Source organism: Halobacillus sp. B23F22_1 (assembly GCF_043497005.1).
In the GTDB taxonomy this organism is placed as follows: domain Bacteria; phylum Bacillota; class Bacilli; order Bacillales; family Halobacillaceae; genus Halobacillus_A.
This window is the reverse complement of record NZ_JBIEKE010000007.1, coordinates 30,429-49,489: the sequence shown is the minus strand read 5'-3', so window position 1 is coordinate 49,489 and position 19,061 is coordinate 30,429. Positions and strand designations below refer to the sequence as shown.

The 19,061-nt window shown below is 40.7% G+C and carries 23 protein-coding genes and 1 rRNA gene; 23 read left to right on the top strand and 1 reads right to left on the bottom strand.

The window, feature by feature from the left end:
• From rrf to rsmI, 12 genes are all read left to right on the top strand, one after another.
• Positions 1-88, top strand: a 5S ribosomal RNA gene (gene rrf, locus ACGTNH_RS21035); the annotation flags it as partial.
• A gap of 242 nt (positions 89-330) precedes the next feature.
• The gene (locus ACGTNH_RS21030) at positions 331-513 is read left to right on the top strand and encodes a sigma factor G inhibitor Gin (RefSeq protein ID WP_394589044.1); all 183 of its coding nucleotides are present in this window, start codon (positions 331-333) and stop codon (positions 511-513) included.
• A gap of 95 nt (positions 514-608) precedes the next feature.
• The gene (locus ACGTNH_RS21025) at positions 609-2,036 is read left to right on the top strand and encodes an aminotransferase class I/II-fold pyridoxal phosphate-dependent enzyme (protein WP_394589043.1); all 1,428 of its coding nucleotides are present in this window, start codon (positions 609-611) and stop codon (positions 2,034-2,036) included.
• Positions 2,037-2,050: 14 nt separating this feature from the next.
• Positions 2,051-2,683 carry a dTMP kinase gene (gene tmk / locus ACGTNH_RS21020; protein ID WP_394589042.1) on the top strand — a complete coding sequence of 211 codons (633 nt, stop codon included), beginning with the start codon at positions 2,051-2,053 and terminating at the stop codon, positions 2,681-2,683.
• A 44-nt stretch (positions 2,684-2,727) separates the two neighbouring features.
• Entirely contained in the window at positions 2,728-3,057 is a 330-nt protein-coding gene (darA, locus tag ACGTNH_RS21015; protein ID WP_394589041.1) for a cyclic di-AMP receptor DarA, read from the top strand.
• A 14-nt stretch (positions 3,058-3,071) separates the two neighbouring features.
• Positions 3,072-3,512 (top strand): YaaR family protein, encoded by a 441-nt coding sequence (locus tag ACGTNH_RS21010; RefSeq protein WP_394589040.1) that lies wholly within the window; start codon positions 3,072-3,074, stop codon positions 3,510-3,512.
• Between the two features lie 13 nt (positions 3,513-3,525).
• A complete protein-coding gene (gene holB / locus ACGTNH_RS21005) occupies positions 3,526-4,512 on the top strand; it encodes a DNA polymerase III subunit delta' (RefSeq protein WP_394589039.1) in 987 nt (328 codons plus the stop codon).
• A 7-nt stretch (positions 4,513-4,519) separates the two neighbouring features.
• Entirely contained in the window at positions 4,520-5,347 is an 828-nt protein-coding gene (locus ACGTNH_RS21000; RefSeq protein ID WP_394589038.1) for a PSP1 domain-containing protein, read from the top strand.
• Positions 5,348-5,363: 16 nt separating this feature from the next.
• Entirely contained in the window at positions 5,364-5,708 is a 345-nt protein-coding gene (yabA, locus tag ACGTNH_RS20995; RefSeq protein ID WP_394589037.1) for a DNA replication initiation control protein YabA, read from the top strand.
• Positions 5,709-6,046: 338 nt separating this feature from the next.
• Positions 6,047-6,793: a tRNA1(Val) (adenine(37)-N6)-methyltransferase gene (locus ACGTNH_RS20990; RefSeq protein WP_394589036.1), complete on the top strand. Its 747-nt coding sequence runs from the start codon at positions 6,047-6,049 to the stop codon at positions 6,791-6,793.
• On the top strand, positions 6,783-7,079 hold the full coding sequence (locus tag ACGTNH_RS20985) for a GIY-YIG nuclease family protein (protein ID WP_394589034.1): 297 nt from the start codon (positions 6,783-6,785) through the stop codon (positions 7,077-7,079). The genes ACGTNH_RS20990 and ACGTNH_RS20985 overlap by 11 nt, the downstream gene beginning before the upstream one ends.
• Positions 7,048-7,920 (top strand): 16S rRNA (cytidine(1402)-2'-O)-methyltransferase, encoded by an 873-nt coding sequence (rsmI, locus tag ACGTNH_RS20980; RefSeq protein WP_394589033.1) that lies wholly within the window; start codon positions 7,048-7,050, stop codon positions 7,918-7,920. Before ACGTNH_RS20985 ends, rsmI begins: the two co-directional genes overlap by 32 nt.
• Positions 7,921-8,018: 98 nt before the next feature.
• Here rsmI and abrB read toward each other — a convergent pair whose 3' ends face one another.
• Positions 8,019-8,300 (bottom strand): transition state genes transcriptional regulator AbrB, encoded by a 282-nt coding sequence (gene abrB / locus ACGTNH_RS20975; protein WP_394589032.1) that lies wholly within the window; start codon positions 8,298-8,300, stop codon positions 8,019-8,021.
• Positions 8,301-8,714: 414 nt separating this feature from the next.
• On the opposite strand from abrB, the gene metG reads away from it, so the two are divergent.
• The 11 genes from metG (at position 8,715) to spoVG (ending at position 18,921) form a co-directional block, all read left to right on the top strand.
• The gene (gene metG / locus ACGTNH_RS20970) at positions 8,715-10,670 is read left to right on the top strand and encodes a methionine--tRNA ligase (RefSeq protein WP_394589031.1); all 1,956 of its coding nucleotides are present in this window, start codon (positions 8,715-8,717) and stop codon (positions 10,668-10,670) included.
• A gap of 79 nt (positions 10,671-10,749) precedes the next feature.
• Positions 10,750-11,520 carry a TatD family hydrolase gene (locus ACGTNH_RS20965; RefSeq protein ID WP_394589029.1) on the top strand — a complete coding sequence of 257 codons (771 nt, stop codon included), beginning with the start codon at positions 10,750-10,752 and terminating at the stop codon, positions 11,518-11,520.
• 210 nt (positions 11,521-11,730) lie between these two features.
• Positions 11,731-13,017 (top strand): ubiquitin-like domain-containing protein, encoded by a 1,287-nt coding sequence (locus ACGTNH_RS20960; protein ID WP_394589028.1) that lies wholly within the window; start codon positions 11,731-11,733, stop codon positions 13,015-13,017.
• A 95-nt stretch (positions 13,018-13,112) separates the two neighbouring features.
• Positions 13,113-13,676 carry a ribonuclease M5 gene (gene rnmV / locus ACGTNH_RS20955; protein ID WP_394589027.1) on the top strand — a complete coding sequence of 188 codons (564 nt, stop codon included), beginning with the start codon at positions 13,113-13,115 and terminating at the stop codon, positions 13,674-13,676.
• On the top strand, positions 13,666-14,538 hold the full coding sequence (rsmA, locus tag ACGTNH_RS20950; protein WP_394589026.1) for a 16S rRNA (adenine(1518)-N(6)/adenine(1519)-N(6))-dimethyltransferase RsmA: 873 nt from the start codon (positions 13,666-13,668) through the stop codon (positions 14,536-14,538). The genes rnmV and rsmA overlap by 11 nt, the downstream gene beginning before the upstream one ends.
• A gap of 50 nt (positions 14,539-14,588) precedes the next feature.
• Positions 14,589-15,467, top strand: coding sequence for a sporulation peptidase YabG (yabG, locus tag ACGTNH_RS20945; protein ID WP_394589025.1), 879 nt, complete (start codon positions 14,589-14,591; stop codon positions 15,465-15,467).
• Positions 15,468-15,663: 196 nt separating this feature from the next.
• A complete protein-coding gene (gene veg, locus ACGTNH_RS20940; RefSeq protein WP_101847154.1) occupies positions 15,664-15,924 on the top strand; it encodes a biofilm formation stimulator Veg in 261 nt (86 codons plus the stop codon).
• A 344-nt stretch (positions 15,925-16,268) separates the two neighbouring features.
• Positions 16,269-16,430, top strand: a complete 162-nt coding sequence (locus ACGTNH_RS20935) for a small, acid-soluble spore protein, alpha/beta type (RefSeq protein WP_394589046.1) — start codon at positions 16,269-16,271, stop codon at positions 16,428-16,430.
• A 249-nt stretch (positions 16,431-16,679) separates the two neighbouring features.
• A complete protein-coding gene (ispE, locus tag ACGTNH_RS20930) occupies positions 16,680-17,549 on the top strand; it encodes a 4-(cytidine 5'-diphospho)-2-C-methyl-D-erythritol kinase (RefSeq protein WP_394589024.1) in 870 nt (289 codons plus the stop codon).
• Positions 17,550-17,608: 59 nt separating this feature from the next.
• Complete coding sequence (gene purR, locus ACGTNH_RS20925) at positions 17,609-18,430, top strand: pur operon repressor (RefSeq protein ID WP_394589023.1); 822 nt, start codon at positions 17,609-17,611, stop codon at positions 18,428-18,430.
• Positions 18,431-18,624: 194 nt separating this feature from the next.
• Positions 18,625-18,921 (top strand): septation regulator SpoVG, encoded by a 297-nt coding sequence (spoVG, locus tag ACGTNH_RS20920; protein WP_394589022.1) that lies wholly within the window; start codon positions 18,625-18,627, stop codon positions 18,919-18,921.
• Positions 18,922-19,061 lie beyond the last annotated feature (140 nt).

Sequence of the window (19,061 nt, the reverse complement as noted above, 5' to 3'; positions counted from 1 at the left end):
ACCTGTTCCCATGCCGAACACAGCAGTTAAGCTCTTCAGCGCCGATGGTAGTCGGGTTTACCCCCGTGAGAGTAGGACGCTGCCACGTTAACGTAAACCGAAAGCATATGCTTTCGGTTTTTTTGATGGATTTAAATAAAATCTGCATTTATTTCCGTTAGGCAAATGGGATAGAAACCTCATCCTCTGACATCTTAGTAGACTTCTTCTATTAAGTTTTAAACTCTACTATAAAATTTTTAAAAAAATATAGTATAGGATTCATAGATTAGGAGAGACTAAGAGTATAGTAAGCTTGTCTTATAATAGACAGCGTGAGGAGGCTGGAGAATGAAAAGTACAGACTGTTGCAGCATTTGTTCAAAACAGACAGACGATGGCATTTATTTACTCCGTATTTATATTTGTTCTTCTTGTGAAAATGAAATGATTCATACTTCGACGGAAGATCCTAAATATAAGTTTTATATTGAACAAATGAATAAAGCTCATCGAGCGATAATTTATTCATAGTTTCTACCTTCCACTTCTATAAAAATAGGAGTGGTTTTTTTTTGTTTCCTTCGTGTAGCATATAGAATAGATAATGAAAGTAGAAGGTGATGGCTATGCAACATAAAGGACAGAAAACTCCACTATACGATCGGCTGATGGAACATATAAAGCAAGATCCTCTATCGTTTCATGTTCCGGGGCATAAGTTCGGTGAAATATTTCCTTTAAAAGAAAAGAACACGTTTAAAGAAATTCTTTCTATCGATGCGACGGAGATTACGGGTATGGATGATTTACATGCGGCCGAAGAAGTAATCGATGAAGCTCAACAGTTAGCTGCCGATTTTTTTGGTGCTGATGAGACTTATTTTTTAGTGAATGGAAGTACATCAGGAAACTTAGCTGCTATTTTAGCATCGTGCCGGCCCGGGGATCACGTACTTGTCCAACGTAACTGCCATAAGTCTATTATGCATGGGATTGAATTAGCAGGAGCACATCCTGTTTTCTTTACTCCGGAATATGAGCACGAAACGAAACGTTATACGTGGATTGATGAAAGTATAATCCAAGAAGCATTACATCATCATCCGCGAATGGCTGCCGTCATATTAACGTATCCTGACTATTTTGGTCGTACCTATCCGATTGAAAAAGTGATAGAGGCCATTCATGCGTACAATATTCCTGTTATTGTAGATGAAGCTCACGGAGTACACTTTTCGTTAGGAGCTCCTTTTCCTAAGTCTTCATTACAGGTGGGAGCTGATATTGTCGTGCAGTCTGCTCATAAAATGGCGCCCGCTATGACCATGTCTTCTTTTTTACATACGCTTGGCTCTCGTGTAAATAAATCTCGTTTAACGTATTATTTACAAGTATTTCAATCGAGCAGTCCTTCCTATCCGTTAATGGCTAGTTTAGACGTGGCACGGGTGTTTTTAGAATCATTTAAAGAAAGAGAGAAAGAAAAGCTGCTTCCTTATATAGCTGAAATAAGGGAAGCTTTCAATGAAGTAGAGGCTCCTTTCCGCGTGCTTCCTCTAACAGAATGGGATGATATATTAAAACTCACTCTTGAGACGAAAGAAGGCTGGACGGGCTTAGAAGTGGCAGAAGTGTTGGAAGCTGCCGGCATTTATCCCGAGCTTGCTACTACTGAACATGTTCTGTTAGTTTGCGGACTTGCTCCAAGCTTTGAGATAGGGCTTTTAAAGAAACGGTTGGAAGAGGTGAATTGGCAATTAAAAATTGATAAGGAGCATGATACAATAAAGAAAGAACAACTTTCATTTCCAAAGCTTCAAGCCTTGGATTTAAGTTATCAAGATATGCAGCAGGCCGCCCCTGAATTTGTAAACTGGTCTGCAGCTGCTGGACGCATCTGTGCAGAGGCTGTGGTACCTTACCCTCCAGGAATTCCTTTTATTTTAAAAGGAGAGCGCATGACGGAGCAGCAGGTGAGAAGCGTTCGTGCATTATTAGAGCATAACACACGCTTCCAGAACACATATATTAAACAGGGGACTTGGGTGTTTTAAAGGAGAATGGTTTAGTGAAGGGACTTTTTGTGACATTTGAAGGCGGCGATGGAGCCGGTAAATCTTCTATTTTAAAAATCATAGGCGGAGAATTAAGAAGACAAGGGTTATCCGTGTTAGAAACGAGAGAGCCGGGCGGCATTCACATTGCTGAACGAATTCGCCAAGTGATTCTAGATAAAACGCACACAAGCATGGATGGGCGAACAGAAGCTTTATTGTACGCAGCAGCGAGAAGACAGCACCTTGTTGAGAAGGTGATTCCTGCTTTGAATGAAGGCAAAGTTGTCTTATGTGATCGATTTATAGATTCTAGTCTAGCTTACCAGGGGCATGCTCGCGGTTTAGGTATGGAAGAGGTTTATCGCATTAATAAGTTTGCTATTGAAGATCGGATGCCGGATATCACCTTATTCTTCAATATTGAACCTTCCAGGGGACTTCAACGTATTGCCAGTAATGAGGAAAGGGAGAAAAACCGACTGGATTTGGAGGAGCTCGATTTTCACGAGAAGGTGTACGAAGCGTATTTACAACTGCTTCAACAGTACCCTGAGCGTATGAGATCGATCGATGCTGATCAACCTATAGATAGGGTGAAAGAAGCTGCAATGACCGAGCTTCAGCCATTTTTATCAAATAACTAAGTTTGATATAATAGTAAAAAAATCCTATAGGAGGTTTTCTTCTCATGAAGATGATCATTGCGATTGTTCAAGATAAAGATAGTAACCGTCTGACAGATGCTCTATCAGAGAATAATTTAAAAACCACCAAATTATCAACTACAGGCGGTTTTTTACGAGAAGGAAATACAACGTTTATGATTGGCTGTGAGGATGGGGATGTAGATGATGCGTTAGAGATCATTCGTAAAAATTGCAGCCAGCGTGAACAAATGGTGGCTCCGATTTCTCCCATGGGCGGCAATGCTGATTCCTACATTCCGAAGCCGGTGAAAGTAGAAGTGGGCGGAGCTACAGTATTCGTCCTGCCAATCGATTCATTTTTTCAGTTTTAAAAAGGAGTTCACTTATGAAAATCACGCAGGATGTACGGGCGCAACTCGAAGGAACGAAACAGCAATCTCAAGTAAACAATAGAGGACGGCAAAGCTTTGACTCTATGGTTCATTCTCAAACGAAACAGCTTCAAGCGAATCAATTGAACCAGTTAATGCAGAGTATTTCAACCCAGGGAGAAAAGGTTGCCCGCTTTCGTTCGTTTCGTGATTTAGCTAAGTACAAACGATTGATAAAGGATTTTCTTGAAGAGGCTGTACAATATGGCTATCACATAAAGCAAAGCCACAGCTTTAATATCGAAGGCCGCGGTCGAAAATTAACGATTGTCGAATCAGTCGATGATCGTTTGGCTGAATTGTCTGAAGCTGTAATGGACCAAGAAAGAAATTCCATTGATCTACTCGGCATTATCGGAGAAATTAAAGGGTTGTTAATTAACTTGTACACGTAAGGACGGAAAGCTAATGTCAACATGGACAGAAATAAAAGAAGTACAGCCTTTAGTTACTCAAATGCTTACGAACAGTTTTAAAAAAGATCGAGTCTCGCATGCGTACCTTTTTCAAGGTGACCGAGGGACAGGAAAGCGTGAAATGAGTACCTTATTTGCGAAAAGTATTTTTTGTAGAAACAGAGACGGCGTTGAGCCTTGCCAGCATTGTCTCGAATGTAAGCGGATTGATTCAGGCAACCACCCTGATCTGCATTGGGTGGAGCCTGACGGTCAATCCATAAAAAAAGAACAAATCCTTAATTTACAAAAGGAATTCACATATACTGGACTTGAATCCAATCGAAAAGTTTATATTATAGTTGATGCTGATAAAATGACAACCAATGCTTCTAATCGTCTGCTTAAATTTTTAGAGGAACCGAGTCAGCAGACAACGGCCATCCTTTTGACAGAAAACAGCCAGGCGATGTTGAACACGATTCGCTCCAGATGCCAGCTGCTTGCCTTCCAGCCTTTACATCCTGAGCGAGTCGAGCATCAGCTTGAGGAGCAGGGGGTCTCGCAATCCAATGCTAGAATTCTTGCTGCTTTGACAAATAATTTAGTTGAAGCTCAAGAATTAAATAACGATGAGTGGTTTGCTAATGTGCGAAAATTAGTGATACAATTAGTTGAAGTGCTTCTTCATAAACCTAACGAAGGACTTTTATTTATCAACCATCAGTGGATGCCTCACTTTAAAGAAAGAAAACAGTTACAGATAGGCTTAGATGTTCTGATGCTTTGGTTCCATGATATCATTCATTATAATTTGGACCGGGAACAAGCGATTGTTTTTCAGCAAGAGAGAGAAAAAAGGGAACAAGCCTCATTACACTGGTCACGACAATCTGCTGCTCATTCTTTAGCTTTAATTTTAGAGGCGAAACGAAAAATAAATCAGAATGTCCATCCAACACTCGTGATGGAGCAACTTACACTTCAACTGCAGAGGTGATTATATAGTGATCGAAGTTGTAGGTGTCCGATTCAAACAGGCGGGAAAAATATATTATTTTGATCCTGGCACACTTCAATTAACGACAGATGATTATGTTATTGTAGAAACAGTGCGCGGGATCGAATTTGGTAAAGTCGTTATAGCTAATCGAGAGGTAGACGAAGAAGATGTCGTTCTGCCTTTGAAAAAGGTTATGCGTACAGCCGATGAGAAAGATAAATTGTCAGTAGACGAAAATCATGAGATTTCTCAAGAAGCTTATCGAGTTTGTGTAAGTAAAATTCGTGAACATAAATTAGACATGAACTTAGTGGATGTAGAATATACGTTTGACCGTAAGAAAGTGATTTTTTACTTTACCGCAGACGGTCGAGTAGATTTTAGAACATTGGTAAAAGATTTAGCATCTGTATTTAAAACGCGGATCGAATTGCGGCAAATTGGAGTACGTGACGAAGCGAAAATGCTGGGAGGCATCGGCCCTTGTGGACGAATGCTTTGCTGTTCTACTTTCTTAGGTGATTTTGAACCTGTATCCATAAAAATGGCAAAGGATCAGAATTTATCATTAAATCCAGCTAAGATCTCCGGTCTATGCGGCCGTCTCATGTGCTGCTTGAAGTATGAAAACGATGAGTATGAATCCGCTAAACGAGATCTTCCAGACATAGGGGAAAACATAGCCACTTCTTACGGTAAAGGTAAGGTTGTAGGTCTTAATATGTTAGAGCGTCTTGTTCAAGTTGAATTTCGTGAACAGGAGCGGACGCTGGAATATTCCTTACAGGAGCTGATCGATGAAGGTATCGTTCAAACCGAAGCCACAGAATGACGGGGTGGAGTCAAGCGTGAACAAGAAAGCCATATTTGAACAAGTATCTCATTTAGAAACGCAGATTGGCGAGCTCTATGAACAATTAGGTGATTTAAAAAAGCAGCTTGCTTATTTACTAGAAGAAAATCAGCACTTGTCGCTTGAAAATCATCATTTACGTCAACGTTTAGACCGGGAAAATGAAAGTGTTCAACAGGATGATTCTAAAGCAAAAAGCGAAAAGGGGGCCGTTGTCGGCGAAGGATATGACAATTTAGCCCGCTTATACGAAGAAGGCTTTCATATTTGTAATTTGCATTTTGGCAGTCCACGTGATGAAGATTGTTTGTTTTGCCTCTCCTTTTTGAACAAGAAATAATAATTTTGGTCCAAGCCTTTCCTTAAGCATCATGAGGAAAGGCTCTCTTTTTCGGTAAAATACAGATTAAATAAGGATATTAGTAGTAATTAGTAGTAAACACAATTAGAAAAAAGGTTTCGTTATTCTTGAATAGCGAACGATCTAGATTGCTCTTTTTATGATTGTAATCACGTATGTAGGCTGCTATTTCCTGCGGCAAGCATCCACCGAAAAGCGATTCATGAGGCTTTTTAATATTAGATAAGACTTTTTCAGTTGCCTCAATCGTTCCTCCTTCTCCACACAAACTTAAGTAACAAATAGAAGACCGTTAACATTAAAGGAAGTGCAGATTTATGGTGAATTTAAAAGGCGATGAGCGTATTGACTTTTTATTAGCAGAAGAGAATATGAGGATTATCCAGAGTGATCAAGTTTTTGCATTTTCCATTGATGCCGTATTGCTGGCTCGGTTTACTTCCGTACCTAAAACACGTGGGAAAATATTAGATCTTTGTACGGGCAACGGTGTGATTCCATTATTTTTATCAAGAAGGTCCTACGTTTCCATAACAGGTGTAGAGATTCAAGAACGTCTGTATGATATGGCTGTTCGAAACATTGAACTAAATCAGCTGGAGAATCAGTTGGATATGGTCCATGGGGATCTTAAAGATATGCCTAAGAGGCTGGGCAATGGGAAATACGACCTTGTTACTTGTAATCCTCCTTATTTTCCAACGCCAGCGAACGATAAACGAAACAGCAACGAGCATTTAGCTATTGCGCGTCATGAAATTTACTGCTCCCTGGAAGATGTGGTTAAGGCATGCAGCCGCCTGTCTAAATCAGGAGGAAAAGTTTCAATGGTTCATCGACCGGGAAGACTTGCGGATATTATTCATTTCTTTCGAAAGTATCAGCTGGAACCGAAGCGTATTCAACTGGTTCATCCTAAACAAGGAAAAGAAGCGAATGTAATTTTAATTGAGGGAACTCGTGATGGAAAACCTGATTTAAAGATTTTACCTCCTTTATTTACCCATAAAGAAAATGGCGAGTATAGTGAAGAATTCAGGGAGATTCTATATCATGGAAAGTAATTATTATGTTTATATCATTCGTTGTAAGGATCAATCCCTCTATACAGGCTATACAAATGATATAGCCGGCCGCCTGCAGAAGCATGCGCAAGGTAAAGGAGCAAAGTATACAAGAGGGCGCGGGCCATTTATCTTGGAATATTGTCAGACCTATGAAACAAAGGGTGAAGCCATGAGGCAGGAATATCGGATTAAACAGTTATCTCGTCTAAAGAAGGAAGCCTGGATAAGAGAACAGGAGGGAGGTTTACAGCATGAATATTCAAAAGAGCTATACGAATCATGAGGGTGTGGGAACCTTGTATATTGTTCCTACACCCATAGGCAATTTGGATGATATGACTTATCGGGCAGTTGCAGTTTTACATGAGGCAAAAGCTATTGCAGCAGAAGACACACGAAATACAAAAAAGCTTCTTCATTATTTTGAAATAACAACTCCGCTCATCAGCTACCATGAACATAATAAACAAGCGAGAGGAGCTCAGCTGATCAGCCGTCTGCACGAAGGAGACGATTTAGCGGTGGTCAGCGATGCAGGAATGCCGGGAATATCTGATCCCGGATCTGATCTTGTACGAATGGCGACGGAAGAAAATGTGCCGGTCGTAGTTCTTCCCGGTGCAAATGCTGCGCTTCCTGCCCTCGTAGGATCAGGACTTTCGACTGATCAATTTTTATTTTGTGGCTTTTTGCCACGTAAGAAAAAAGAGCGGCTGGCCGTCTTAGAATCATTGCAAAATCATGAAGCTACGCTTATCTTTTATGAATCTCCACATCGATTAAAAGAGATGCTGCAGCACGTACATCAGCAACTTGGAAACCGTCGCGGGGCACTCGTCAGGGAGTTGACGAAAAAATACGAGGAATATATCCGCGGCACGCTCGAAGAATTAGTACAATGGTCGGTTAAAGAAGAAATTCGAGGAGAATTTTGTGTCATTGTTGAGGGAGCGGAGGAAGTCGAAGAAAAAGATGCATTCTGGTGGACTCATTTATCTATTGAAGAGCACGTAGATTATTATGTGAAAATTAAAGATTTAAAGTCCAAAGATGCGATTAAACAAACGGCGGTCGATCGTAAAATGCAGAAACGTGAGGTTTATCAGGCGTATCATGTTGATTAAAAAAGATGCCCTTACTGCTTGATGCAGTAAGGGCTTTTGTCCGAGCATATGTCAAATGAATGTAATTATTAATTAACCAGTAGTGTTATAGAATCTCTTTATTTATTGTCTAATTGACCTTGAATTTCTTGAAGAAGCATTTGGGCTCCTTCTTTGCTTAATACAAGATTGCCATTGGCAAGCTTCAAGTTTTCGTCAGACACTTCCCCAGTGACGTGACAAGTCATGTTCGGCTTATATTTTTTTAGAACAATGCGGTCATCGTCAACGTAAATCTCTAATGCGTCTTTTTCGTTAATTCCTAGTGTGCGACGGAGTTCAATCGGGATTACTACGCGACCTAACTCGTCGACCTTACGTACAATACCTGTAGATTTCATTATTTTTGTCTCCCCTCAATCAAAAGTTATTCGTCAAATATCGACATATGTCTCGCACTTTATAGTACCAACGTTTCCCAAAGCTGTCAATTCACATATTTTCCAAAACGCCTTTTAAAAATATACCGTTACAGGTATATAAAAATGGATACAAAATCACTTTGGAGAAGATTAAATTCTATCTCTGTTAGTTTCATACATTCCATAAATGGTTTATATATCCAGTGGAATATATGTGTAGTTTACCAGATTATTACTTATCTTTATACAAATATGCACCATTAAAATGACAGATTTTTTGACATTTTCGTGAAGGATTCGGTATATTTTAGAGTTAGATATGGATATACAGAAATTAACCAAAAAGAATGGTACAATACACTGTATGAATGTTGAAAACAAGGAGGGCACATGATGTCAGAAGAGAAAAAGACCTTTTACATTAGTACACCAATATATTACCCAAGCGGTAACTTGCATATAGGCCACGCATACACTACAGTGGCGGGAGACGCAATGGCACGTTATAAGCGTCTACGTGGATATGATGTCATGTATCTGACTGGAACGGACGAGCACGGACAAAAAATCCAGCGAAAAGCTGAAGAGGCCGGAGTGACCCCGCAGGCTTATGTGGATGATATTGTATCAGGCATTAAGAACCTTTGGGACAAACTTGATATCTCTTATGACGATTTCATCCGTACCACTCAGGATCGTCATAAAAAAGTAGTCGCTAAGATCTTCGATTATTTATTACAGAAAGGCGATATCTACCTGGATGAATATGAGGGATGGTATTGTACGCCTTGTGAATCATTTTTTACGGAAAGACAGCTGGAGGATGGGCATTGTCCAGACTGTGGAGGTCCAGTAGAAAAAGTTAAAGAAGAATCCTATTTCTTTAAGATGAGCAAGTATGTCGACCAGCTTCTCGAGTTTTATGAAAATAACCCGACGTTCATTCAGCCGGAAAGCCGTAAAAATGAAATGATTAATAACTTCATTAAACCTGGATTAGAAGATTTAGCGGTCTCTAGAACGACGTTTGATTGGGGCGTGAAAGTTCCATCCAATGAAAAACACGTGGTCTACGTGTGGATTGATGCACTGAGTAACTATATCTCTGCCTTAGGATACGATAGTGAGAACGACGAACTTTATCAAAAGTACTGGCCCGCAGATGTACACCTCGTAGGTAAGGAGATCGTTCGTTTCCATACGATTTACTGGCCTATTATGCTGATGGCTCTTGATTTGCCGTTACCGAAAAAAGTGTTTGCCCACGGCTGGATTCTTATGAAAGACGGTAAGATGTCTAAGTCAAAAGGGAATGTAGTAGACCCTGTTCAACTAAGCGACCGTTACGGTCTTGATGCGCTGCGTTACTACCTGCTGCGTGAAGTACCGTTTGGTTCTGATGGTGTCTTTACCCCTGAGGCCTTTGTCGAACGTACGAATTACGACTTGGCGAACGACTTAGGAAACCTTCTAAACCGAACCGTAGCCATGATAAGTAAATATTTTGATGGAGAAATTCCAAAGCTTACTTTGTCTGAGGATGAATACGACAAAAACTTAGAAAACTTAGCCGCAGAGACGAAGGCAGCTGTTGTAAGCTCGCTTGAACACATGGAATTCTCCGTGGCTCTTGCAGATCTTTGGAAATTTGTAAGTCGAACAAATAAATATATTGATGAAACACAACCATGGGTGTTAGCAAAAGATGAAGCGCAAAAAGATCGTTTAGGAAATGTGATGGCTCATCTTGCTGAATCACTTCGCCATATCGCGGTTATGCTTCAGCCATTTTTAACAGAGACGCCAGAGAAGATCTTCTCTCAACTCGGCATTTCTGACGCTAAGGATAAAGAATGGGGCAGCATTGCAGAGTTTAACGGCCGTCCTGCCAACGTTCAAAAGGATCAACCCATCTTTCCACGGCTAGAGGCTGAAGAAGAAGTGCAAATTATTAAGGATATGATGAAGAAGCCTGCAGCACCTGCGCCGGAAAAGAAAGCAGTAGAAAAGAAAGCTCAGCCGGAAGAAGTAACGATTGATGACTTCATGAAGCTGGATTTCCGTGTGGCAGAGGTTACTAAAGTGGAAAAAGTTAAAAAGGCGGACAAGCTTCTTAAGCTTCAGCTGGATCTCGGTGAAGAAAAACGTCAGGTGGTTTCGGGCATTGCCGAGCATTACGGAGAAGAGGAGCTTACAGGTAAAAAGGTGATTTGTGTGACAAACTTAAAGCCTGTAAAACTGCGTGGAGAACTTTCCCAGGGCATGATTTTAGCTGGGCAGGATGATCAAGGGAAGCTGGCGTTAGCTTCTATTGACCAAACCCTTCCAAACGGTGCAAAAGTTAAATAATAAAGCCTGTGAAAACAAAAGGGGAAAAGCGAGCATAAAGCTTTTCCCTTTTCTTATCATGTGAATGAGGAGGATAATCATGTTATTTGATACACATGTACATTTAAACGCCGATCAATTTGCTGACGATTTAGAGGAAACAATCGCAAGGGCCCATGAAGCGGACGTGAAGTATATGACCGTCGTTGGCTTTGATCGAAAAACCATCCCATTAGCGATTCAAATCGCTGAAGATTACGATCATATCTACGCAGCCGTAGGCTGGCACCCAGTAGATGCGATCGATATGACAGAAGAGGATTTACAATGGATTGAAGAATTGTCTTCTCACCCTAAAGTTGTTGCTATTGGAGAAATGGGGCTCGACTATCATTGGGACAAATCACCAGCAGACGTGCAAAAAGAAGTATTCAGAAAACAAATCCAACTCGCTAAAAAGTTAAAGATGCCCATCATTATTCATAACCGCGAGGCAACGGATGATATTGTAGAAATTTTAAAAGAAGAAAACGCAGCTGAAGTTGGAGGCATCATGCATTGCTATAGCGGACCGGTCGAAACGGCAAAGGAATGCATCGATATGAATTTTATGATTTCCCTTGGAGGACCTGTAACCTTTAAAAATGCGAAGCTGCCTAAAGAAGTAGCAGAGGCCGTTGATTTAGAACATTTGCTTGTCGAAACCGACTGCCCCTTTTTAGCTCCACATCCTAATCGCGGCAAACGTAACGAGCCTGCCTACGTTAAGCTTGTGGCTGAACAAGTTGCTGAACTTAAAGGATTAACGTATGAAGAAGTAAGTAAACGTACAACAGAAAATGCACTGAAATTTTTCCGAATTAAGTCGTAAATTGGAGGACTTTAGCACTAATGTTACAGCTCCCCTTTCATCTGTATAGGAACTGTAACATGTCTGTTATGTTAATCGTCTAGGTAAAAGTGCATAATATTAAGAGTCAGCAGTTGAATGCTGACTCTTTTTTATTTGAAAGAAACAAGTTGAAAAATGACTGTCATATTTTTAGTAAAACGTGGACGAAAGAAAGGAGGAAAAGGAACTATGAAAATTATGAAAAAGACGAAAGCAGTAGCAAGTTCTATGATACTGTGGACATTTATAATTTCAGCCTTTACGATTACTTTTCTAGGATTCGTTACGTATGAAGCAACGAAAGCTTCGGTTAAGGTGACACAAAACGGGGAAACTCAAGTAATTCGCACTCATGCCCATACTTTTAAAGATTTATTACAAGAACTTGATGTAAACCCGAAAGCACATGACCGCCTTTCACACGAATTGTCTGAACCCATCGAATACGGAATGGATGTCGAATACATAGCATCTAAATCCATCAATGTAGCTATAAATAACGATACTAAACAATTTCATACGACCGCTTCCACGGTTGGAGAATTCTTTGATGAACAAGGATTCGAGTGGAAAGCGCATGACGAAATCTCGCATGCATCAAATGCCCCGATCGAGGATGATATGGGGATCTCGATCAACAAAGCCATGCAAGTGACAGTAAATGATGGCGGCGATGAAGAGAAAGTGTGGACAACCGCTTCCACAGTAGCTGAATTATTAGAAGAAGAGGGTATCCAACTTTCTAAACTGGACGAATTAAATAAAAATGAACAAGACTCTTTAAAGCAGGATTCTCACCTGACGATTACTCGAATCGAAAGAAAGACAGAAACGATAGAAGAGGACGTAGAATATAAAGTTGTTAAAGAGAAGGACGACTCTTTGTTAAGTGGCGAAGAAAAAGTAGTTACTTCTGGAAAAGACGGGAAGGTAACGAAAGAATATGAAATTACTTTTAAAAATGGCGAAGAATCTGAGCGGAAACTGGTTAACGAAGAGGTAGAAAAAGAAAGTATTGATGAAGTTGTTGCCTTAGGCACTAAAAAGGAGCAGTCAGAGTCTGAACCTGAACAGCCAGTTGCTGACAAACCTGATGAATCCGATTCGTCTAAACCTACTCTCGTTTCAACTTCTTCTAACTCTAAATCTTCAAATGATACAGTATCAAGAGGAGAAGAAAAAAAATCTGAGACATTACACATGAAAGCAACTGCTTATACTGCGGATTGCACGGGATGTTCCGGTAAGACCGCAACAGGCGTTGATTTAAATGCGAATCCTGATAAAAAAGTAGTGGCTGTAGATCCAAGTGTTATTCCTTTAGGGAGTAAAGTTTGGGTAGAGGGGTATGGTACAGCAGTTGCTGCAGATACTGGCGGTGCAATCAAAGGAAATAAGATTGACGTGCATGTTCCTTCTACTGCTGAAGCTCAAAGCTTTGGAAGTAAAACGGTTGAAGTAAAAGTGTTAGATTGAGATGAATGATATGTAAGCAGAGGAAGGGCGTTTCCTCTGCTTTTTTTCTATGCTATGCTATGAAAGATTATATGAGTTTTTTGGAGGAAATACGATTGAAAATAAAAGAAGTAATCGTTGTGGAAGGCCGGGATGACACGGCAAGGATTAGACAAGCTGTAGAAGCGGATACCATAGAAACCAACGGCTCTGCTATTGATGAAGATGTGTTAGAAAGGATTGCTATCGCTCAGCAAAAAAGAGGCGTCATTATATTTACGGATCCTGATTTTCCAGGGGATCGGATCCGCCATATCGTATCAGAGTACGTTCCTGGATGTAAGCACGCTTTTTTACCTAAAGAATTGGCGAGAGCCAGACGAGATAAAGGGGTCGGTGTAGAGCATGCCGGTATTGAAGATATAAAGCAGGCTTTACAGGGCGTTTATGAGTTGACGGATGAGGAAGAGGGAACAATAGAAAAAGAGGAACTCATCGCCTATGGCTTGATCGGCGGCCCTAAAGCAGGCCAGCGCCGTGAGAAACTCGGAGCCGCTCTTCGAATAGGTAAAACGAATGGCAAGCAGCTTTTGAAGCGCTTGAACATGTTTCAAATATCTAAAGAGCAGTTAAAAGAGACAATGAATCAAATAGTTCAGGAGGAAAAAGATGAAAAATAAAGCAGTGGCTACCCCGACACGGACGAAAGAAATTCTTGAAACGTACGGCTTTGCGTTTAAGAAAAGCTTAGGACAAAATTTTTTAATCGACGTCAATATTTTAAAAAATATTATCGATCACGCAGGCATCGATCAAGAGGCCGGTGCTATTGAAATCGGTCCAGGTATTGGGGCTTTGACGGAACAACTGGCGATTCATGCCGATCGAGTAGTGGCGTTTGAAATTGATCAACGTCTTCTCCCAATCTTAGAAGACACACTAGCTGATTATGATAATGTAACCGTGATTAATAAAGACATTCTCCAAGCTGATGTCAATGAGGTAATCGCTGCCCAATTTAACGAAGGACAGCCTATTAAAGTTGTCGCTAACCTTCCCTATTACATTACTACCCCAATCTTGATGAAACTGTTAATGGGACGACTGCCGGTTGAAAGCATTACAGTTATGATTCAAAAAGAAGTGGCTGAGCGGATGGCTGCTTCTCCAAACACAAAGAGTTACGGGTCTTTATCGATCGCTGTGCAGTATTATACGGAAGCTGAAGTCTCTATGAACGTGCCTAAAACCGTGTTTATGCCTCAACCTAATGTAGATTCTTCAGTTTTACACTTAAAGATGCGCAAGGAGCCGCCTGTCCAAGTCGAAAATGAAGAATTTTTCTTTAATGTTGTGCAGGCTACGTTCGGACAAAGAAGAAAGACTTTAATGAATAACTTAGCTCGCCACTTTAAAGATACAATGGATAAGCAAGAGATTAGAAAGCTTATCGAAGCCGCTGAAATCGATCCAGGCCGTCGAGGAGAATCGTTATCCATAGAAGAATTCGCCGTACTCGCTCGCCACTTTTACGAAAAGTAACAGGAAGAGAACTCCCACATAGACTAATGTAGTGCTTGCTGTAAGGTGGGATGCGGGTGTTAACACATGGAGACCTAGTAACAAGAAAATCTTATAATCACGACGTTTTATTTCGAGTGTTCTCTATAGAAGGCTCGACGGTTAAATTAATTGGTGAAGATATACGTCTTCAAGCAGATGCTCCTTTAGAGGATTTAAAAAAAGTCTCAGGATCTGAATACGAAGAGAGAAAATCACATATAAATAAACAAGAGGCTTGTTCTTATCGTCTCTTTCGTCAAGACTACCGCCTTCTTAAGGAAAAGCGGGAGGTGGAAGCAGGAGGCGGGTATGAAGAACTTGAAGAAAAATCAAATTATTTTCAAATCTCCCCAAGAATCCTTCACATTGACGGTGATCCGTTATTTCTAAAGAAATGCGTTCAATTGTATGAGCAGCTCGGTCTACAGGTTCATGGGCAGTACATTCAAGAAAAGAATATGCCTTCTGAAGTTCCTGCTCTCGTACAGAAAATTCATCCCGAAATTGTGGTGTTAACAGGTCATGATGCCTATTCAAAGGCAAAAGGTTCTGTAAGGGAACTGGACTCTTATCGCAACTCCAAGTACTTTGTTGAAGCGGTACGCAACTTAAGGCAGGACTATCCTCATTTTGACCACTTAGTAATATTTGCAGGCGCATGTCAATCTCATTTTGAGTCCATTATTAAAGCAGGAGCAAACTTTGCAAGCTCGCCGGCAAGGGTCAATATCCATGCTATTGATCCAGTATATGTAGCAGCACGTGTTGCTTATACGTCTTTTATGGATCATATTAATATTTGGGAAGTTGTGCGAAATACCATTAGCGGAGAAAAAGGCTTAGGTGGTCTTCAAACCAGGGGACTTCTTAGAATAGGAATGCCTTATTCAGAGGATGTCGAAAAGTAGCGCAATATGACGGAGTTTAAAGGGTAATACCGACGATTGTCTACTGACAAAAGAATTTACTGTAAAAATTTATAAATAACCTCCAATCCATGAACTATTGTATTGACATTGAATTTAGCATACTGTTATAATTAAATATTTTATTTGACTTTGGCTGGAGAAAATGATATATTTATCATTAGTGAGGTGGAGTATAGTGGCTAAAACGTTAGTAGAAATCAAACAATCCCTTGAGGGGCAAATTGGAAAACGTTTAACATTAAAAGCGAATGGCGGACGCCGTAAGACCATTGAACGTTCTGGTGTTCTTGCTGAAACATACCCAGCCGTTTTTATTGTTGAATTAGACCAAGACGAAAATGCTTTCGAACGTGTATCATATAGTTATGCAGATGTACTCACAGAGACCGTCGAACTTAGCTTTGACGACCTATCAACAATGGCTATGGAGCAGTAAACCTACGGGGTTGCTGCTTTTTTTCTTTTTAGCTTTCATTTTAAAGAAAAGAATAAAAGGTTATTTCTTCTAACATTAAATGAGCATTTGGGTACCAGGTACCGGAATACATACATTTGCTTTCTAAACCACATTTAGCTTTCCGGTACCTGGTACCCTGAGCACCAACCAATGATAGAGAAGGTACCCTGAGCGCCCACCAATGATGGAGAAGGAGCCATGAGCAAATAAACCTCCCTCTCTTTCCTTTTTCTACATCACATTAAATTTTCATTCATTCACATACTAACCGTGTCGTAGCTAAGTGATGGCGAAAGGAGCTGAAGGCGGTGGGACGTAGAAGTATGATGTCCGATTCGTTGAAAGAAGAAATCGCAAAAGAACTTGGGTTTTACGACAAAGTCGAAAAAGATGGCTGGGGCGGCATTACAACTCGTGATGCCGGAAATATGGTGAAGCGTGCCATTCAGATGGCTGAAGAGCAAATGATGAAAGATCAGCAGTAAAAGAAGCAGCTCAGCGAAAGGTTTTCGCTGAGCTGTTGTTGTGCGATTTTAACTCTCTTTATTTAAAGGGAGGACAACGAGGTACCAGGTACCGGAATACATATATTTGCTTTCTAAACCATTTTCAGCTTTCCGGTACCTGGTACCACAGAGCACACACCATAGGAAGAGAGACCATTGAGCGCTACCTCTCTTCATTTATAATGTGGTACAATGCTGAAAGAGATAATGAGAGAAGGGGGTGTCCGTGTGGTTGTTTTAGAGAAGGCACCGGCCAAAATTAATTTGTCACTTGATGTGTTACATAAAAGAAATGATGGATTTCATGAAGTGGAAATGGTAATGACTACTGTCGATCTTGCCGACCGCATTGAATTAACACTGTTAGATCAGGACGAAATTAAAGTCGTTTCTGAGAGCAGATTTGTACCTAATGATGAACGAAACTTGGCATACAGAGCGGCAAAGCTGATGAAAGAACACTTTCAAGTAAAACAAGGTGTAAGAATCTTTATTGAGAAAAACATACCTGTAGCGGCTGGCTTAGCTGGCGGAAGTAGTGATGCAGCTGCAGTACTTCGTGGAGTCAACAAACTGTGGCGTCTTGAAGCTGACTTTGATGAGCTTGCTGAATTAGGGGCAGAAATAGGCTCAGACGTATCATTTTGCGTGTATGGAGGAACTGCACTGGCAAAAGGACGAGGAGAAAAAATAACGCATTTACCTTCTCCACCACCTTGCTGGGTCGTTTTAGCCAAGCCGGCAATCGGGGTTTCCACTCAAGCGGTTTATCAAAAATTGAATATTAAGCGAGCGGAGCACCCTGATACACAAGCGATGATTAAAGCGTTAGAAGAAAAAGATTTTACAAGCATTTGTACACACGTCTCCAACACATTAGAAGGAGTCACCACCAGGCTTCACCCGGAAGTAAATCAAATAAAAGAAAAAATGAGCGAGGCCGGTGCGGACGCTGTATTAATGAGTGGCAGTGGTCCCACAGTTTTTGCACTCGTGGCTCAAGATGCAAGGGTTCATCGCATTTATAATTCGTTAAAAGGCTTTTGTCCGGAAGTTCATATTGTACGAATGTTGGGAAATCGAGAAACCACTTGCTAAAATCCGTACAAATCTGATATATTTTAATAATAACATTCGGATTTCGGGGTGTCTTTTTTATGAAAAGAAGTGAACGATTAGTAGCGATGACCCATTATGTGCTCGAGCGGCCTCGGGAATTAATTTCTCTGCCTTTCTTATCAGAGAATTACCAAGCGGCTAAGTCTTCTATTAGTGAAGATTTAGGAATTGTGAACAAAATCTTTCAGCAAGAAGGTGTCGGGTATTTAGAAACTGTTTCTGGAGCAGCAGGTGGAGTGAAATATATACCTGCTTTTTCTACGGACTACAGCGAACAATTCGTCCTTGAATTATGCCGACGTTTGGAAGATCCAGAAAGGCTCCTTCCGGGCGGGTATTTGTTTATGAGCGATTTACTTGGCGAACCGGATACCATCAGAAATATTGGTCGTTTGTTAGCCTCTGCATTTGCCGACAGAGAAATTGATGCGGTAATGACAGTAGCCACAAAAGGCATTCCTCTTGCTTATGCCGTGGCCTCATATCTAAATGTTCCAGTCGTCATCGTGAGACGGGATCCAAAAGTGACAGAGGGTTCAACAGTAAGCATAAATTATGTGTCTGGTTCAACAAGAAAAATTCAAACGATGGTTCTGACTAAACGGTCTTTAAATGAAGGGTCTAAAGTTTGTATTATAGATGATTTTATGAAAGCCGGGGGCACCATTAATGGGATGAAGAGCCTCCTGAAAGAATTCAACGCAGAAGTAGCGGGGATCGGTGTTTTAGCTGAAGCAGAAGATGAAGAGGAAGACCGGGTGATTGACGATCACGTGTCCCTCGTTCAAATCATGAACGTAGACGATCGAAAATCAAAGATAGAGGTACATCCGGGCAACTTTTTAAAGGAAATAAAATAAAAAATATAATAAATTCTTCCAATAAAAGAAAGCCGTGAACCGTTGGTGTAAAGGCTTTCTTTTTGCGTATCTAAAGACTTGTAATACTTCAAAAATCCTGATCGCTAATTTTTTTTGGAAATTAAGCAGGAATTTTTGGTGGTTTGTGGAATTTATTTAGTAAGTTCTTTTTGGGAAAAGGTGGTGAACTTTTAATGGAAGTAACTGACGTAAGACTGCGACGCGTAAATACCGAAGGAAGAATGCGAGCAATTGCTTCTATTACCTTGGATCAGGAGTTTGTTGTCCATGACATTAGGGTGATTGATGGCAACAACGGCCTGTTTGTAGCTATGCCAAGTAAACGTACTCCTGATGGGGAATTCCGTGATATCGCACACCCGATTAATTCGGGGACGCGTGGTAAGATTCAAGATGCTGTTCTTGAAGAGTACCATAAAGTAGGGGAATCGGAATCAGAAGTTGAATATGAAGAAGCAGGCGCTTCGTAACCGCTTGTCAAATAGAAGTCTGACCTTCAAGGGGGGGTCTGGCTTCTTTTTTTGTATACATAAAAGATACCGGACATGAGAATTTTTGCCTGCTTGCTTTTAAAGGGATGTTTGTTGAAATTACGCCTGTTTTAAGATAT

Bases quoted from the DNA above. Each gene is read 5' to 3' on its own strand.
- ACGTNH_RS21030 (WP_394589044.1), top strand. From the start codon at position 331: ATGAAAAGTACAGACTGTTGCAGCATTTGTTCAAAACAGACAGACGAT.
- ACGTNH_RS21025 (WP_394589043.1), top strand. From the start codon at position 609: ATGCAACATAAAGGACAGAAAACTCCACTATACGATCGGCTGATGGAA.
- darA (WP_394589041.1), top strand. From the start codon at position 2,728: ATGAAGATGATCATTGCGATTGTTCAAGATAAAGATAGTAACCGTCTG.
- ACGTNH_RS21010 (WP_394589040.1), top strand. From the start codon at position 3,072: ATGAAAATCACGCAGGATGTACGGGCGCAACTCGAAGGAACGAAACAG.
- holB (WP_394589039.1), top strand. From the start codon at position 3,526: ATGTCAACATGGACAGAAATAAAAGAAGTACAGCCTTTAGTTACTCAA.
- ACGTNH_RS20990 (WP_394589036.1), top strand. From the start codon at position 6,047: ATGGTGAATTTAAAAGGCGATGAGCGTATTGACTTTTTATTAGCAGAA.
- ACGTNH_RS20985 (WP_394589034.1), top strand. From the start codon at position 6,783: ATGGAAAGTAATTATTATGTTTATATCATTCGTTGTAAGGATCAATCC.
- rsmI (WP_394589033.1), top strand. From the start codon at position 7,048: ATGAATATTCAAAAGAGCTATACGAATCATGAGGGTGTGGGAACCTTG.
- abrB (WP_394589032.1), bottom strand. From the start codon at position 8,300: ATGAAATCTACAGGTATTGTACGTAAGGTCGACGAGTTAGGTCGCGTA.
- metG (WP_394589031.1), top strand. From the start codon at position 8,715: ATGTCAGAAGAGAAAAAGACCTTTTACATTAGTACACCAATATATTAC.
- ACGTNH_RS20965 (WP_394589029.1), top strand. From the start codon at position 10,750: ATGTTATTTGATACACATGTACATTTAAACGCCGATCAATTTGCTGAC.
- ACGTNH_RS20960 (WP_394589028.1), top strand. From the start codon at position 11,731: ATGAAAATTATGAAAAAGACGAAAGCAGTAGCAAGTTCTATGATACTG.
- rsmA (WP_394589026.1), top strand. From the start codon at position 13,666: ATGAAAAATAAAGCAGTGGCTACCCCGACACGGACGAAAGAAATTCTT.
- yabG (WP_394589025.1), top strand. From the start codon at position 14,589: ATGCGGGTGTTAACACATGGAGACCTAGTAACAAGAAAATCTTATAAT.
- ACGTNH_RS20935 (WP_394589046.1), top strand. From the start codon at position 16,269: ATGATGTCCGATTCGTTGAAAGAAGAAATCGCAAAAGAACTTGGGTTT.
- purR (WP_394589023.1), top strand. From the start codon at position 17,609: ATGAAAAGAAGTGAACGATTAGTAGCGATGACCCATTATGTGCTCGAG.
- spoVG (WP_394589022.1), top strand. From the start codon at position 18,625: ATGGAAGTAACTGACGTAAGACTGCGACGCGTAAATACCGAAGGAAGA.